The organism is Mucilaginibacter puniceus, from assembly GCF_054783175.1.
In genome coordinates this window covers 42265-58016 of record NZ_BAAGRB010000005.1, presented here as the reverse complement: position 1 = coordinate 58016, position 15752 = coordinate 42265, and the positions used below count along the sequence as shown (strand labels likewise).

General features: G+C 41.6%; 10 protein-coding genes. 4 read left to right on the top strand and 6 right to left on the bottom strand.

The features are described 5' to 3' along the window. Window positions 1-63: 63 nt before the first annotated feature. Both ACYVJ6_RS14990 and ACYVJ6_RS14985 read left to right on the top strand, forming a co-directional pair. Complete coding sequence (locus ACYVJ6_RS14990) at window positions 64-2706, top strand: carboxypeptidase-like regulatory domain-containing protein (protein ID WP_460694903.1); 2643 nt, start codon at window positions 64-66, stop codon at window positions 2704-2706. Window positions 2707-2897: 191 nt separating this feature from the next. After that, window positions 2898-4556 (top strand): glutamine--tRNA ligase/YqeY domain fusion protein, encoded by a 1659-nt coding sequence (locus ACYVJ6_RS14985; RefSeq protein ID WP_460694902.1) that lies wholly within the window; start codon window positions 2898-2900, stop codon window positions 4554-4556. A 58-nt stretch (window positions 4557-4614) separates the two neighbouring features. Here ACYVJ6_RS14985 and ACYVJ6_RS14980 read toward each other — a convergent pair whose 3' ends face one another. Beyond that, entirely contained in the window at window positions 4615-5514 is a 900-nt protein-coding gene (locus ACYVJ6_RS14980) for an N-acetylmuramoyl-L-alanine amidase (RefSeq protein WP_460694901.1), read from the bottom strand. A gap of 165 nt (window positions 5515-5679) precedes the next feature. Beyond that, window positions 5680-6333, bottom strand: a complete 654-nt coding sequence (locus ACYVJ6_RS14975) for a hypothetical protein (protein WP_460694900.1) — start codon at window positions 6331-6333, stop codon at window positions 5680-5682. A 284-nt stretch (window positions 6334-6617) separates the two neighbouring features. Between ACYVJ6_RS14975 and ACYVJ6_RS14970 the strand changes: the two genes are divergently transcribed. Beyond that, entirely contained in the window at window positions 6618-7739 is a 1122-nt protein-coding gene (locus ACYVJ6_RS14970) for an AAA family ATPase (protein ID WP_460694899.1), read from the top strand. Then, window positions 7736-10027 (top strand): S8 family peptidase, encoded by a 2292-nt coding sequence (locus tag ACYVJ6_RS14965; RefSeq protein ID WP_460694898.1) that lies wholly within the window; start codon window positions 7736-7738, stop codon window positions 10025-10027. The genes ACYVJ6_RS14970 and ACYVJ6_RS14965 overlap by 4 nt, the downstream gene beginning before the upstream one ends. Window positions 10028-11653: 1626 nt before the next feature. On the opposite strand, the gene gldD is transcribed toward ACYVJ6_RS14965, so the two are convergent. From gldD to ACYVJ6_RS14945, 4 genes are all read right to left on the bottom strand, one after another. Then, window positions 11654-12247, bottom strand: a complete 594-nt coding sequence (gene gldD, locus ACYVJ6_RS14960; protein ID WP_460694897.1) for a gliding motility lipoprotein GldD — start codon at window positions 12245-12247, stop codon at window positions 11654-11656. Next, window positions 12244-13044 (bottom strand): shikimate dehydrogenase family protein, encoded by an 801-nt coding sequence (locus ACYVJ6_RS14955; RefSeq protein WP_460694896.1) that lies wholly within the window; start codon window positions 13042-13044, stop codon window positions 12244-12246. Before ACYVJ6_RS14955 ends, gldD begins: the two co-directional genes overlap by 4 nt. Further along, a complete protein-coding gene (locus ACYVJ6_RS14950; protein ID WP_460694895.1) occupies window positions 13041-13802 on the bottom strand; it encodes a phosphosulfolactate synthase in 762 nt (253 codons plus the stop codon). Before ACYVJ6_RS14950 ends, ACYVJ6_RS14955 begins: the two co-directional genes overlap by 4 nt. A gap of 107 nt (window positions 13803-13909) precedes the next feature. After that, window positions 13910-15313, bottom strand: a complete 1404-nt coding sequence (locus ACYVJ6_RS14945; RefSeq protein WP_460694894.1) for a tetratricopeptide repeat protein — start codon at window positions 15311-15313, stop codon at window positions 13910-13912. Window positions 15314-15752 lie beyond the last annotated feature (439 nt).

Genomic DNA, 15752 nt, shown 5'->3' with positions numbered 1-15752 from the left:
GATAAGCGTAGAGATACGCTTATCTGGAAGAGTATTGCCTAAAAAACCCTAAACCTTATCACTATGAAAAAAATACCCCTATTAATAATATTGTTGCTTGTATCAGCTTTATCTGCTATTGCACAAAAGCAAGTTAAAGGTATAATAAAAGATAGGGCCGGTAAACCTATCGAATCGGCAAATATTAGCCTGAAAGATGCGGATGGCAGTATCGTAAAATATACTCAAACCAATAAGGACGGCGCTTATACTATTATAGTGGGCGAGAGTATTGCAAATTTAAGCATTGAAGCCACCAGCATTGGTTATAATAAAGCATCCATAAACCTTTCAGACATCAATAAAAGTTATGACATGGTTTTAAGTGAAAGCGAAATGATGCTAAAGGAAGTAAAGATCAAATACAAGCCATCATTAAAACTAAACGGCGATACTTTAAATTACAGTACCGCTGATTTTGCGGGTAACCAGGATAGGAGCATAGGCGATGTGCTTAAAAGAATGCCGGGCATAGAGGTTGCCGAAGATGGAAAGATAAGTTATAATGGTAAGGCTATATCCAGCTTTTATATAGATGGCGATAATTTGCTGGACGATAGGTATAATATTGCCAGCCGCAGCATTCCTCATGGCGCGGTAGACCAGGTGCAGGTAATACAAAAGGATCAGCCTATAAGGATGCTGCAAAAAAACAATATCAGCGATAAGGTGGCATTGAACCTGGTTATAAAAGACGATGCCAAATTGCGTGTAATGGGCGAAGGCGTAGTGGGCCTGGGTGTATCCAACAGGTTTGCCGGTAACGCTACAGCTATACTGCTAAGCAAAAAAGTAAAATTTATAAATAATACTACCGGCAATAATATAGGTATCGATCCCGGGATAGATCTGATAGCACATAACCCCGTGCCCCTTGCTGCCGGTGGCTATTTTCTTTCTGCAGGTGCCGCAAGTGTGCCGGTGCTGCCACAAAACAGGTATCTGTTTAATAAAGCCGGGTTAATAAACCTGAATAACCTGGTTAACCTTAGCAAAACACTGCAATTAAAAGCAAATATTTCTTACTTGATCGACGAAAGGAATCAGCAATATCAAAAACTATCAGAAACATATTTGCCCGGGCAAACCATCAGCTTTACCGAGTCGCAAAGTAATACTGTGAATTTGCAAAAGATGCGGACGCAATTAAATTTTCTGCAAAACAGCGAAACGTTGTATTTTAATGATGTATTTACTATGGATTATAATCCTACTAAAATAGTCTCGAACCTTATAACCAATAATACCCCCGTTAAACTGTTACTTAACCAGCAAGCAGTAAATTTTGCCAACGTGTTGTCTTACATGTTAAGGTTCAGATCGGGGCCTACTATCAATTTATCATCGTCAATAAGTAACATCAGTAAACCCGAATCACTGATCGTCACACCCGGGTTAAATGAAGCGGTATTTAATAATAATACCCCTTATGCAGGGTTGCAGCAATATATTAAAATGCCTACATGGTATACCAGCAATTATGCTTCCATAAGTTTTATTAAAAACAGGTTCACTCAAAATTATTTAGCAGGATTTGACCTGCAACATCAACAGCTTAACTCAGGCTTGTACCGGGTGCAAAATGACCAGAATAAAGAATTTGTTTCGCCCGACATGACAAACGATCTAAACTGGCTAAAAACAAAGTTTTATACCACCGCCCACTATGATTACACCAATGGAAAAATTACTGCCACGGCCGATCTCCCCCTGAGTTTTAACCTGATCAATTATAATGAACCGGCAAAAGCGTTAGACCAAAGGAATCGTCATGTATTTATTGACCCCCGGTTATACTTTTCGTATCAGCTAAGTGCCCAAAATTTGATCAAGTTAAATTACTCGTTCAATAATAATTTAGGTACCATCAATGATGTTTATCCCGGTGCCATATTAACCAATTACCGTTCATTGGTAGCCAATAATGCGCCTATATCATTGACCAGGTCTCATAATGTTGGGGTAGTTCATAATTTTGTTAACGCTGCACAAATGTTATTTATAAATCTTTCTGCTAATTATGCAAATGCAGCTTTAAACACTATCTCATCCTATAATTTAAGCAATAACATACAGCAGCGCACCATACTTTATTTGCCTAATCATACTCAAAGTTTAAGCCTGGATGCCAACACAAGCAAATATCTTTTCGCTTTTAAAATTACAGTAAATGGCGGGGTCAACTACAGGCAAAGTTGGGGTCAGCAATTGCAAAACAACCAGTTATTTACTACTAATATGCAAACCATCGGCTATAAAGCAGGAATAGTTGGCAGGCTGGCAAAATTTATAGATTGGTCATACAATTTAAAGTATGATGTGTCCAGCAGTAAAGCCATAGCAGCGGGAGTGCCTGCAATTAGTAATGTGCGCTTAAGGCAGCAATCAACGTTATCATTTACTACGCTTAAAAATGTATATGTAAATATATCGGGCGAGTATATGTATACCCAACAGCGTGGACAGCAGGATCTGAAATATTTTTTTGCGGATATGAATATAAATCTCAGGCTGCCAAAGTCGAAAACCGATATAGCGTTTAGTGTAACTAACGTGGCCAATATTAAAACATTTAATACTATTGATGTAACGGCAAATTCGCTAACCACAGCTTCATTCACTATACCGGGACGAGTAGCTATGCTAAAAACCACATTTAGCTTTTAACTTTTTGGGTACCCGCGTTAGGGATAGCAGCGGATACCGGCCCTCGAGCCTAACGCCTGCAGGCGTATGAGCGGATAGCCCGGGCCCGCTTCTACCAGCGGGACAACGCCCTAATAACAAACGTCCCCAACCTAAAACCCGATTACGCTAACCCACCACAATTTATTACTTTTGCAGCCATTGCAAATATTATGAGCGAAGAGAGATCATTGAATTTTATTGAAGAGATAGTTGAAGAGGATATAAATGCCGGCAAGCACGGTGGCAGGGTATTAACGCGTTTCCCGCCCGAGCCTAATGGTTACCTGCATATTGGCCACGCCAAATCAATCTGCCTGAACTTTGGTTTGGCCAAACGGTATAATGGCAAAACCAACCTGCGTTTTGATGATACCAACCCTACCAAAGAAGAGACCGAATACGTTGACAGCATAAAGGAAGATGTAAAGTGGCTGGGTTTTGACTGGGCCGAAGAGTTGTACGCGTCTGACTATTTTGACCAGCTATATGATTTTGCTGTGGCGCTAATTAGCAAAGGTTTGGCTTATGTGGATGATAGCACCGCCGAGGAAATTGCTGCCCAAAAAGGCACCCCAACTGAGCCGGGCACACCTAACCAATACCGCAGCCGCACTGCGGAAGAAAACCTGCAGCTATTTGCCGATATGAAAGCCGGTAAATACCCTGATGGCGCCAAAGTATTGCGTGCTAAAGTCGACCTGGCATCGCCCAACATGCACCTGCGCGACCCATTGATGTACCGCATTAAGCATGCCCACCATCACCGCACCGGCGATAAATGGTGCATTTACCCGATGTACGATTTCGCGCACGGGCAAAGCGACGCTATTGAAAAAATTACCCATTCTATCTGCACGCTGGAGTTTGTGCCCCACCGTCCGCTATATGAGTGGTTTATTGAGCAACTGAGCCTGTTCCCATCCAAGCAATACGAGTTTGCCCGCCTGAACATGACCTACACGGTAATGAGCAAGCGCAAGCTGATGCAATTGGTAAGCGAAAACCATGTAGAGGGCTGGGATGATCCGCGTATGTCGACCATTAGCGGTTTGCGCCGCAGGGGTTATACTGCTGCTTCCATCCGCGAGTTTTGCGAGCGCATTGGCGTAGCCAAGCGCGAGAATATGATAGATGTTGGCCTGCTGGAGTTTTGCATCCGCGAGGATCTGAATAAATCTGCCTGGCGCCGTATGGCGGTGTTGGACCCGATAAAAATGATCATCACCAATTACCCCGCCGATAAAACCGAAACCATGCACGGCGAAAATAATCCCGAGGCAGAAGGCGGCGACGGTGGCAGGGATATCCCCTTCAGCAACGAGCTGTGGATAGAGCGCGAGGACTTTATGGAAGAGCCGCCTAAAAAGTTTTTCCGCTTGGGTGTAGGCCTAATGGTGCGCTTAAAAAACGCCTACATTGTAAAATGTGAAGACTTTAAAAAAGACACTAACGGCAACGTAACCGAAATACACTGTACCTACATCCCCGAGTCAAAATCGGGTGAGGATACCAGCGGGATACACGTGAAGGGCACCATCCACTGGGTGAGTGTACCACACGCCAAAACTGCCGAGGTAAGGTTATACGACCGCCTGTTCCAGGTAGAGGACCCATCTAACGAGGACGGCGACTTTAAAGATTACCTTAACCCAAACAGCTTACAAATTATCCCTAACGCTTATATAGAACCAGACCTGGCCACCGCCGAAGTGGGCAAAGGCTACCAATTCATCCGTAAAGGTTATTTCACGCTGGATAAACACTCCACCCCCGACAAGCTGGTGTTTAACCGCACGGTAACTTTGAAGGATGGGTGGGTTAAAAAGTGAGTAGTCAGTGGTGAGTAGTCAGTGTTCCCCATTCACTACTCTCCATTCACCACTCACCTCAATACTTCCTATAAACATTATACAAAACACTCAGATCAGCCGGAGATAAAATTGGCTGGCTATCCGTTTGTACAAAGTGGCGCTTAAAGGCTATAATGGCGGCATTCAGATCACTAATGTCATAGCCGATGATGCGCAGGGCAAGGGCGGCATCAAAATTTTCGGGGGCGGGCTCCAATACCTGGTCCGGCCAGTAGCCGAAACCTTTTTGGGCTAACACCTTCCACGGAAACAGCGGACCCGGATCAGGCTTGCGCCGCGGCGCATAATCCTGGTGACCTATAAAATTGGCGGTGGGTATGTTGTAGGCACGTTTCAGGGTGTCCAGTAGTGCCAGCAGGTTTTTTATTTGCGCGTCGGTGAAGGGTTCGTTGCCGTTGTTATCAATCTCAATGCCCAGCGAGGCGCTGTTCATATCCGTAACGCTGCCCCATTTGCCGCTGCCGGCGTGGTTGCTGCGCATATAATCATTCACCACGTGGTATATTTTACCGTCTTTGCCAATCACGTAATGGCTGCTTACCTCGGTACTGGGCAGGCTAAAGGTGCGCAGCGTTTGCTGTATCGAATCTTGCGCGGTATAGTGGATAATCACATAATTAGGCTTGCGGATACCAAAGTTTACCGTACCCACCCACTCGCCCGGAATGGCCTGGCCCAGGCTGTCGGTTAAAGCGGGGGCCTGCTCCAGCATCAAATGTTGCAGCAGCGAATCTTTTTTAAGCGAATACAGCTGCATAGTAGTTAACGGCGCGGGCACCTTGGGGATAATCACCGTGGTCATCATCGCGTCGGTAATGGTGGGTGGAACCACCGCCGCCATAGGCTTGGTTTTATTACTGCAACCCCATGTGCCAATGGCTATACATAGCCCTATAAAATATAACCGCTTGTTCATACGCCTAAAATAAGCAAATAAGCGTGGTTTTGTTTTGGCGTATATAAAATTAAAAGCGTTGTCATGGTGAGCCCGTCGAACCATACGCGCGGAAAGGCCCCACGCACGCATCCTTCGACGGGCTCAGGATGACAGCCCATTTGTCATGGTGAGCCTGTCGAACCATTAAGCGTTATACCCCATCAATATGCCTTTGTATAGCATCAGCATGTTTTTTAGGGATTGTTGCTGTTGGGGGGTTAGGGACCCAATAATAACCGAGATAAACTGCTGGCCTTCCGTGCCGGTAAATTTAACTTCTGGCTGTACGCTTGTGGCCAGTTTTATGAGTAGGGGCAGCTGGGCGTTGGTTACTAACTCATCGCTCCATTCCCAGTAGTGGCCGTTGCCCGCGTCTGATTTAAATGGGGGTTGGTAGTCGTGGGTTTCCCCGTCAATGGTAAAAGTTACGGTTTTAATGCCCAGCTTTTGGGGGGCGTAGTATTGTATCACCAGCCTGATGCCGGGGGTAGTTTCGTTAATGTAGGCAAACAGGGCGTTGCTGTTGGGCGTTGTGGGCGCTGTTTGCGGATACAGAAACTTGCCGTTAAACTCATCCCCTTTTACGCGGCAGTTGGTGTACAGTTGTTTAAACGTTGCCCTATCCACCGATATATCATTTAACAGGGCCAGCGCGGCATCATAGCCGGAAGTATCAGTGGTAGTAGCAGTAGCAGAGTCCGGGCCGTTGGCAAGGCTTTGGTCCTTACTGTCATCATTGTTTGGGTTACAGGCGCCAAGCACCAACACGCATATACCTATAAAAAGCAGTTTTTTCATTTTGCCCATGGGTTTAATTACCTAAACCTATAAAAACTATACCGCAAAACCAATTATCCGTTTGTTGAAATTACTGCTTTGAGCGTTCCCCGATGGGGCCGGGCTATCCGCTCATACGCCTGCAGGCCTTAGGCACGATGCCGGTATCCGCTACTGTCCCTAACGCGAGCAAACTGTGCCAATTTTAATAAAAAAATAAAAACAGCACAAAATATAAAAAACACAGTAATAAATCACTACATTTGTATTGTGCCATATTTACTATAAATAATTAAACTGAACAAATGTACAAAAACAGTAAAATATTAATTGATATTATTTCCGCGGGATTAGAATGTGATGTAAACAAAGTTGAACTTGCTGCTCTCACGCTTTCTAGAAAGATTAAAAAAGATGACCCAGAAACAGCTAGTCAAATTTCTGAATGCATATCAGCTTTTTCATTACGAACAGGCAGTGCAATTAGAAGCAATAGTAAACCCTTGCCTGTAGATTCAGATACGCATTTAGAAATGGCAACTGTAATTCCACCTGAGGCTGAACCAAAAATGCCCATTTTAAACCACGATACAAATAAACAAATGACAAGGTTTTTAGACGAGAGAACCCAAATGGCAACCCTGCTCTCTAAAGACATCAAACCTTCAAATAGTCTTTTATTAATTGGTCAACCAGGAACTGGCAAAACGATGATTGCTAAATATATTGCATCTTATTTAAATAAAGATTTAGTAGTTCTTGATTTGTCATCAAGCATTTCAAGCCTATTAGGTAAAACCGGTGCTAATTTAAAAAAGGTATTAAATTATGCGCGAAATTCTGGGTCGGTGCTTTTGCTTGATGAATTTGATGCAATTGCTAAAAGACGAGACGATAACACTGACTTAGGAGAAATTAAAAGGGTTGTCAATGTATTACTAATGGAATTAGAAAATTGGCCCGTGTCAAGTATTTTATTAGCGACTAGCAATCACCCGGAACTTCTTGACAAAGCGGTGTGGAGACGATTTGATCATACCATAAATGTTAACCCCCCAGGAACAGAACAACGGCTACAGCTTTTAGAAAAAGAGTTTGGTGAATTTTATAATGATAAAGCTAAAAAAATTATTGAGTTAGCAGTTGAAGTATTAAATGGAAAAAGTGCAGCCGACATTTGTAAATATTGCAATAATGTTAAAAGGAGGATGGTTTTAAATTTGGAAGATATTAGCCAAGCAGCTTTACCCGAGTTGTCCATTTATGCTACTGATTCCAAATCAAAGGGACAACTCTGCATTGCAACTAAAGAAAGATTTGGCAGCATATCAGTTAGGGAATTAGCGGATATGCTTGATATGAGCCCATCGGGTGTACAACATCATTTATCAAAACTTAAACCTAAATCAAAAACTAAATTATTATGAGCAAAAATATTAAGCGTCCGATATTATACAAAGGGGAAGTGTATAGTGCACCCGTAACTAAAAAAATTGCTGTAATTCCCACAGAACCACCTTACCCATTTGAGGCAGCAAGAGAAAAAATATTTAGTGATATATCTAATCTTAGACAAAAGTTAGAAACGATAAATCCATTGAAAAAAATGCCCAATGAAACGATAGTTTGTTTCAGAGTAAGGCCAGAGTTTTCCGCTAAGAGTTATTATCCTCGTGAATTATTTTATCCCTCTAAAACAACCTCTGAGTTACAAGAGATAGGTTCTCGAATGTATAAATTGGACGGTAAAGCAGATGATACACAGCCAACATCTGGTAAGATATTTTTTGTGCGCACAACTCCAGTTGGCTTAGACCAATTTGAAAAAAGATTAAATTCTAATCAACTGAACAACCAGTTTAGGTGGGACATACAGCGACTCGCTTCATTAGATTTACTCAATGATCAAGAACAACTGCTAGGATTTGATGAATGGGAAGAAGGCCGGTTAGAGGCGGTTTTACATCCTTTTTCAATAGATCGATCTTTGGCTTTAACTCAATTTAAGCAATTAATTATTGATGCTGGTATTAAATGGGAAACTGTACGAGTTAAACAATATGAAAGTGACGGATTGACTTTTTTGAGTTTGCCGGGTAATAAAGAAGTTTTAAATGCTATATCTGGATATAACCCTTTAAGAACTGTTCATCCGTTGAGCTGTAGAAGTTTTGGTATTTCAATGCGGTCTTCTGCAACAGTTGGAGCACCTCTACCACCAATATTTACTAATAAAACACGTCCGGTAATCGGTGTTTTAGATGGTGGCTATATTTCAGGAAATCCCGCAATAGACAATTATGTAGAATATGTTGATTATGTAGGTGGCAGCGCAGTACCTAGTGGCCCAGAGCATGGTACAGCGGTAACAAGTGCGGTATTATATGGTGCACTCAATAATATTAAAAATACAGACCAACTATTGGAACCAACTGTGACGGTAAGGAATTTCAAGGTTTTATCAAATGCTACTTTCGATCCAGACCTTTATGAAGTTATAGATTCCATTGAAGCAATTGTTCCAACTAATCCTGACATACAAATTTACAACTTAAGCTTAGGTCCAAAAGGGCCAATTTTCGATGATAGCGTAAGTCGATTTACTTATGCATGCGATACTTTAAGTAAAAAACATAATATTTTATTTTGCATTGCAGTTGGTAACGATGGCGAAAAAGCAGGGTATGATCGTATACAAAGTCCGTCTGACATGGTAAATGGCTTAGCAATGGGGGCTTACACTTTATCCGGAATTAAACCTATAAGGGCGCCATACAGTTGCATAGGTCCAGGTAGAGAAGGAAATAAAATGAAGCCTGACTTAGTAGCTTTTGGCGGGTGTGATCTGGTCCCAATACACTTATTATCAGCGCAAATGAACCAAAGAACTTATACCTCCGGTACAAGCTTTTCCACACCGCTAGGTTCAAGTGCAGCAACACGTGTGATTGCAGGTAGTAATAATTCTTTAAACCCTCTTACCAGTAGGGTGCTTTTACTGCATGCCGCTTCTGAATCACAAGAATCGCATTGCAAAGAAATGGGGCATGGAATATTACCAATTGATATAGAAGAAGCAATGACATGCCAAGATAAATCATACACTTTAATATATGAAGGCGAGGTGGAAAAAAGCAAGTATCGTAAATTTGATATTCCTTGGATTGAAGGATTAAATACAGGTAAAGTAAAATTTCATTGGACTTCAGCCGCTTTGGCCTCGGTTGATTCAAGTTCACCTGAGGATTACACCACAGCCTCTGTAGAAGTTAGCTTTTGTTGCAACAAAAATAGATTCACCTATTCTAAAGAAATTGGAGGTAAACTAAAGACTAAACGCGTTGACGTAGTAAAAGATGCTGACGTAGCTGCAAATTTGGAATTATCTGGTTGGAAAAAAAGTGCTAATCCGATAACTGAAGGTGGGCCTAGCCCATTCGCATCTGAAGCGGATTTAAAAAAAGAACTAAAATGGGATAGCGTAGATGGTAGACGTTTAAATAAAATGGCAGCTGGAATAAACACCCCGTCATTATATGTTCATGCAATAGCGCGTGGACATAGGTATGAAAATGAGAAAATAAAATTTGCTATTACTCTGACTGTAGAAGCTTCATCAGCACCTTATGACATATATTCAAAAGTAATTTCTGAGTATCCAGCTTTGGTGCCAATTAAAATTAAAAGTGAAGCTATTGTGTCAATTACCGTATAATATCCCCTCCCGCTGCCGCAAGCGTCCCGCTTGCGGCAGCACTAGCCTTTGCGACTCTCATTAACGATGTTGGCGGCTGTGCTAAAAAAATTAGCTATATTTTTTAGTTGTATTATATTTGTCAAATCAAGTGCATGAAGCACAATATGTTAGATTGTCAGTTTCTTGCGAGGGTAATCTTGCGATTTGTAATAAATTTATTACTTTTGTATTCCTACGAGTGCGCGATGTACAAATTAGGCCCTCCAATAAACCATGTTACCAATTACAACTATAAACAATTTGGCAACACAACATGAAAACTGAAAAAAAATTCCGTGTCCGCTCAACAGGCCGGGAATGACCAAAGGTTGAGTAAGGTGAGCATCCTGATACCTAAAAACAGGGTGAGAAAGGAGGACCTAAAATGAAAGACGAGTATAAAACCGTAGGAGGCAAATTATACAAGCTGATAATTACGAAATATATTACCAGAAATGGTAAGCGTATTTATCACCCTAAAGGCGGAGTATACTGCTTCTGGGTAGAAGTCGTATAATGCCAAAAGGCAAAGAGTTAAGGTTGGTCACCTTGGCTCTTTTGCTTTTTTAAGAACTCATCTCACCCTGTTAATGATGTGCTTAGAATTTATTGGCTCAATGATTTGAATCATAAAACCTTCATTTACTGTATAGATATTTTCAATCCAAATAAATAAATCAATTAGTTTGTCGTTTAACCAGGTAGTTCCCTTTACATCCATAGTTTCTTCATTAAAATAACATTTGAAACCGTAAAGCTTGGCTATATGTGTGTATTTTATACTTTCCATTTTCGGGGCTGCAAAGGTATAATTTTTATATTAAACACAAAATATTGATAAAGGTTTATTTATTAATATTTTAATAATTTTTTCCACATTGCCTTTATCAAATGTAAAAAGATAAAATAACAAATGGAAGAAAAAAATTATTTGAAAGATTTTTTTACTTAAATCATTAATATACAATGAATTGTGTATAATTCAATTTTAAATAATAGCTATTTTTGCTGTCAATATTTCATTGTATATAATTTTTTTATGTCCTTTAATGCTTCAATCCGCCACTTTTATCCACCTAACACGGCCGCTAATTGCTCTACCGCGTTAAGGATTGCAGCGTATACCGGCCATCTTGCGCCTAATGCCTGCAGGCGTATAAGCGGAAAGCCTGGGCCGCAGGCAACGCCCGCGTTTAGAGATTAGTGATTAGAGATCAGCGGTTAGTCCTGTTTCTTGGTTAGTTATAGTGATTGGTTAATTGGAGATCAGCGGTTAGTCCTGTGGCTTTATTAAGTTATATTTCAAAGAACGTCATCACGCCAGTTACCTAACGGTGCCGCAATCACATCAAATATCGGGTTTTGTAAATCAGGTTATGGTGACAGTACAGTGTCAGTCCACCTGGTTTACCCCGGTAACAAACCATGAAAAACTGCTTAAACTCAATTTTTACAGCCCTGTTTAACACCATAAAAATCATGGTTTACACTTTTCGGGCTGTTAAATTTACAATGATTTGACTGTCAGTTATTTAAGCCTTAAATTAGGGTAAAATGTGTTAAGTTGTGTAAACCATGATTTTGCTATAAATGGTTACCTCATGCTTACTTCCACCGCAAGGTTTTGATGAGTACATCCACATCTTTTTTCACAAAATTCAGCACCGGTTGTATAGAGTCAAACTGCGGAGATTCGTTAAAATACAGCGCGCCGCGCAGGTAATGGCGCACACTATCGGTCAAATAAAACTGCACCGCCGAGGCGGCGTTGCCATCAATAGTGTAGTACAAACCATAAACTTTACGCTCGGGGAAGTTAATGCGGGCCTCGTCAATACCGGTGGCTTTTACCGTATGCTTAAAGGCCAGTTTATGGGCATCTTCAATCAGTTCGTCAAATATTTTTTTACTGGTTATGGGCTGGTAGCTGAGGTGCAGGGTGCCGTTAAACTGCTTAAATTGCATGTTTAGCTTATACTGCATTTTTTGCAGGGTAGTGCGGGCGGGTGTGCTATCCTGCTCAACCTGCGCATAAACCGGGTATTCAAACGTAAACGGGTAGGCAGATTGGTAGGGGCGGTATTCCTTGTTGGGCAGTTCTATACGGAAATAACCCCTTGGCTTAGGCGAGTAATCGCCCCCGCCGCCGCAGGCGGCTAAAAACAATATGGCAACTACTATGACGGCAAAAACTCTCATGGGTTCACTTCCCTTGAGTTCCATATCTCCCATGATTTTTCGGCCTGCAAAAGCAGCATTTCGTAGCCGTTTTTTATTGCAGCGCCCTGCTCTTCGCCTTTCTGCAAAAACAGGGTTTTTTCGGGGTTGTATATCAGGTCGTATAGCAGGTGGTGGTCGGTAATGGCCTGGTAAGGTATATCCGGGCATTCATCCACCTTAGGCGAGGTGCCAACCGGCGTGGTATTGATAATTAATTTATGCTGCGCGATATGATCGGGGGTTAAGTCCTTAAACAGGATGCTGTTTTCCTGCTTTTTGCGGGTAACCACGGTAAACGGAATTTCTAAGTTATCCAGCACGCATTTAACGGCACGGGCAGCGCCGCCGTCGCCTAATATCAGCGCGCGATCATGGTGGCTATGCAGCAATGGGCGCAATGACATCTCGAAACCGTAAATATCCGTATTAAAACCTTCCAGGTGGAAATCATGATCCTTAACCCCCACCTCGCCCGAAAACGCGGCCTGCACCGGACTTTCTTTATAAATGCGGATGCAATTAACCGCGCCTACCGTTTTGGCATCGTGCTCTATCCAGTCCAGATACTTCAACACCTTAATTTTATGCGGAACGGTTACGTTGATGCCGCAAAGGTCAGGGTGAGCACCTAATAGGTCTTGCAGATCCTTTACGTCTTCTAAGGGATAGTTTTCGTACTTGGCGTCGGTAATGTTTTCGGTTTTAAATTTTTCGGCAAAGTATTTTTTTGAAAAAGAATGCGAAAGCGGGAAGCCGATCAATCCGTAGTGTTTCATAGCCCTAAAAAATGATCAAACGTATCACTGCGTATCCCCAGGCGAAGGGTTTCCAATGGTATAACATCTGCAGGGGCAATGTTACCCAGGCTTACATTGGCGCCGATCAATTTGATGAACCACACCTGCTGTGCTTTTTGTGGCGCTTCCCAAATAATGGTTTCTTCGGGTATTTGGGTTAATATTTCATCTACCAATCCCTGGCGCACTTCGCCCGAATCGCGGTAGATACCTACGTTGCCACTTTCGCGGGCCTCGGCAATTACCTTCCAGGCACCGGCTTCAATTTCGGCACGCATCAGGTTTATCCATTTATAAGGGGCAAATATTTTTTGTACGTCTTTTGAACCCACTTCGGATATCACCGTTACCTGTTTAGCCAGTTTACGGATGTATTCGCATTTTTCTTCGTGAGGGATATCTATTGAGCCGTCAGATACCTCGGCGTATTGTAGTTGGTATTTATCAACTAATCGACAATAATCATCAAACTGCCCGCGTACCAGCATGGCTTCAAATAACGTTCCACCAAAATAAACGGGTATGCCTGCATTGCGATAAATGGCTAACTTATCGTCAAGGTTAGGAGTAACATAAGATGTGGCCCAACCCAGTTTAACCATATCAGTATACGTACCGGCAACCTCAATAAAATCTTCCACCTGGCGCAGGCTTAGGCCCTTATCCATCATCATGGTGATGCCGCTATTACGTGGTTTCTGAATGCGCTCGGGGAGATTATTGATGGTATAATTCATATATCAGCTATACAACGGCTATGCCGGCAAATAATTACGGCTCAAAGGTTATAAAAAAACCGAAATAATTTTCGGTTTTTTTAAAGTTTAGAAGGTAACCCCGGCTATTACTTGGTAAACTTGTTTATAATATCCAGTATTACTTTATTCTCCGCCAACTGCGGCAAATAATCAAACAGGATATAATGTTTTTCAGGATCAGAGGTCAGCGCGGTTTCTAAATAGATCATCGCTTCATTGATCTCGCCTTTGGCAAATAAATAAGCTACCATACGGTAATACAGTTCGGCTGCTTCCGGGTTGTTTTTTATGGCTTCTGATATGACCTCTATCGCTTCAACCAATTTTTCCTGCTCGTACAAAATCGACGAGTAATCCAGCCATGCATCTACATCAATAGGATTAAGCTCCACTACTTTTTCATAAGCAATTTGCGCTTCTTCTATGTGGCCCAATTTGTATTCAGCATCAGCGATAGCAAACCAATAATCGGCATTGATGATATCCAGGTCCAATGCTTTTTTATAAAAGTGCAGTGCCTCAAAATAACGTTCTTCAAAATCAAGTGTTACCCCAATACCAAACCAGGCGTCAGCCAGCTTAGGGTCCATTTTAACCGATTTTTTATAGAATGCCCGTGCATCATCCATTTGCTCCAGCTTTTCATAGCATTCGCCTATGGCACAATAAGTATCAGCATTAGGCTGCTCATACTCAAAAGTTTGTCGGTACACCTCAATCGCTTCAGCATATTTCTCCAAATTAACCAAGGCGTTTCCCTTGTTAAAATAGGCAGATGCAAAGCTGTCTTTTATCAATATGGCATAATCGTAAGCATCTATCGCTTTTTCAAATAGGCTTAATTTGGTAAAAGCATTACCCAGATTATACCATGCGGCATAGCTGTACGGCTCGTTATCAATATATTGCTGATAAAACTGTACGCTTTCTTCCTGGTTATCCAGCACATCGTAGCAAAATGCCAGTTCATACAAGGCATCCTGGTTCTCCATATTTTGCTTTAAGCAAAGCTTTAAATAGGTGATGGCTGTTTCATATTCGCCCATGTTTTGATGCACGTAGGCAATATGCAATAGTATTTCGTCAGTTTCTTCGGCAAGGTCAAGCGCTCTTAAATAATTTTCAAGGGCCTCGTCATACCGCTCCATGCTCTCGTACAAGTTACCGCGAATAATGTAAATATCCGCATCAGATGCTTCCAGCGTAGCTGCTTTATCCAGCAAAGTAAAAGCATCATTAACACGATTGGTAATTGCCAGCAACTGGGCCTGCTTTATTAAAAATACAGCAGCAAAAGGGTGTTGGCTAAAGGCATATTCTGCAACCTGCAATGCCTTGGCGGCGTCGTTTTTTTCGATGTAATAATCGATAATGTTCTCAAACGCCTGGGCATCAAAAAAGTACTGGTCATGATTCCTGATCATTTCCTCGTACCGTTCTACCGAAAATTTTGGATCTTCGGCTGAACCAAATTCAAATTCTTCTTCCATTCAATATTGTTTGCAGAACACTAGTTTAAGTATTAGGTATGACTCGCTTATACCTCAATGGTTCAAATTACAAGTTATAAGCATCGTTAAGGTAATTAAGTTTTCAACATACAAACATTTTAAACATCGTTTTTTGCAATTGGCTGATTATGAAATATTAGCGTTGCGTTTCCGGGAGGTGGGTGTATATGTCTTAAAGATTTTATCTTTCATCAAAGATACGAAACCCAAAATAAAAGTGGTATGCGAAGCACGTTAATATTACATGAGGGTGTCAATCCGTAAAGTATCATAATTTTTATAGTTATACTTAAAGTGCTGCTTAAATCGTTGTGTAAAGCAACTATTGTAAATAATGTGCATCCTATTTTTGCGGTTCATTTTAGGTATAAAACACATCCAACACAAAAAAATAATTGAATTTGTAATATCTTACACC

Bases quoted from the DNA above. Each gene is read 5' to 3' on its own strand.
- ACYVJ6_RS14990 (WP_460694903.1), top strand. From the start codon at position 64: ATGAAAAAAATACCCCTATTAATAATATTGTTGCTTGTATCAGCTTTA.
- ACYVJ6_RS14985 (WP_460694902.1), top strand. From the start codon at position 2,898: ATGAGCGAAGAGAGATCATTGAATTTTATTGAAGAGATAGTTGAAGAG.
- ACYVJ6_RS14980 (WP_460694901.1), bottom strand. From the start codon at position 5,514: ATGAACAAGCGGTTATATTTTATAGGGCTATGTATAGCCATTGGCACA.
- ACYVJ6_RS14975 (WP_460694900.1), bottom strand. From the start codon at position 6,333: ATGAAAAAACTGCTTTTTATAGGTATATGCGTGTTGGTGCTTGGCGCC.
- ACYVJ6_RS14970 (WP_460694899.1), top strand. From the start codon at position 6,618: ATGTACAAAAACAGTAAAATATTAATTGATATTATTTCCGCGGGATTA.
- ACYVJ6_RS14965 (WP_460694898.1), top strand. From the start codon at position 7,736: ATGAGCAAAAATATTAAGCGTCCGATATTATACAAAGGGGAAGTGTAT.
- gldD (WP_460694897.1), bottom strand. From the start codon at position 12,247: ATGAGAGTTTTTGCCGTCATAGTAGTTGCCATATTGTTTTTAGCCGCC.
- ACYVJ6_RS14955 (WP_460694896.1), bottom strand. From the start codon at position 13,044: ATGAAACACTACGGATTGATCGGCTTCCCGCTTTCGCATTCTTTTTCA.
- ACYVJ6_RS14950 (WP_460694895.1), bottom strand. From the start codon at position 13,802: ATGAATTATACCATCAATAATCTCCCCGAGCGCATTCAGAAACCACGT.
- ACYVJ6_RS14945 (WP_460694894.1), bottom strand. From the start codon at position 15,313: ATGGAAGAAGAATTTGAATTTGGTTCAGCCGAAGATCCAAAATTTTCG.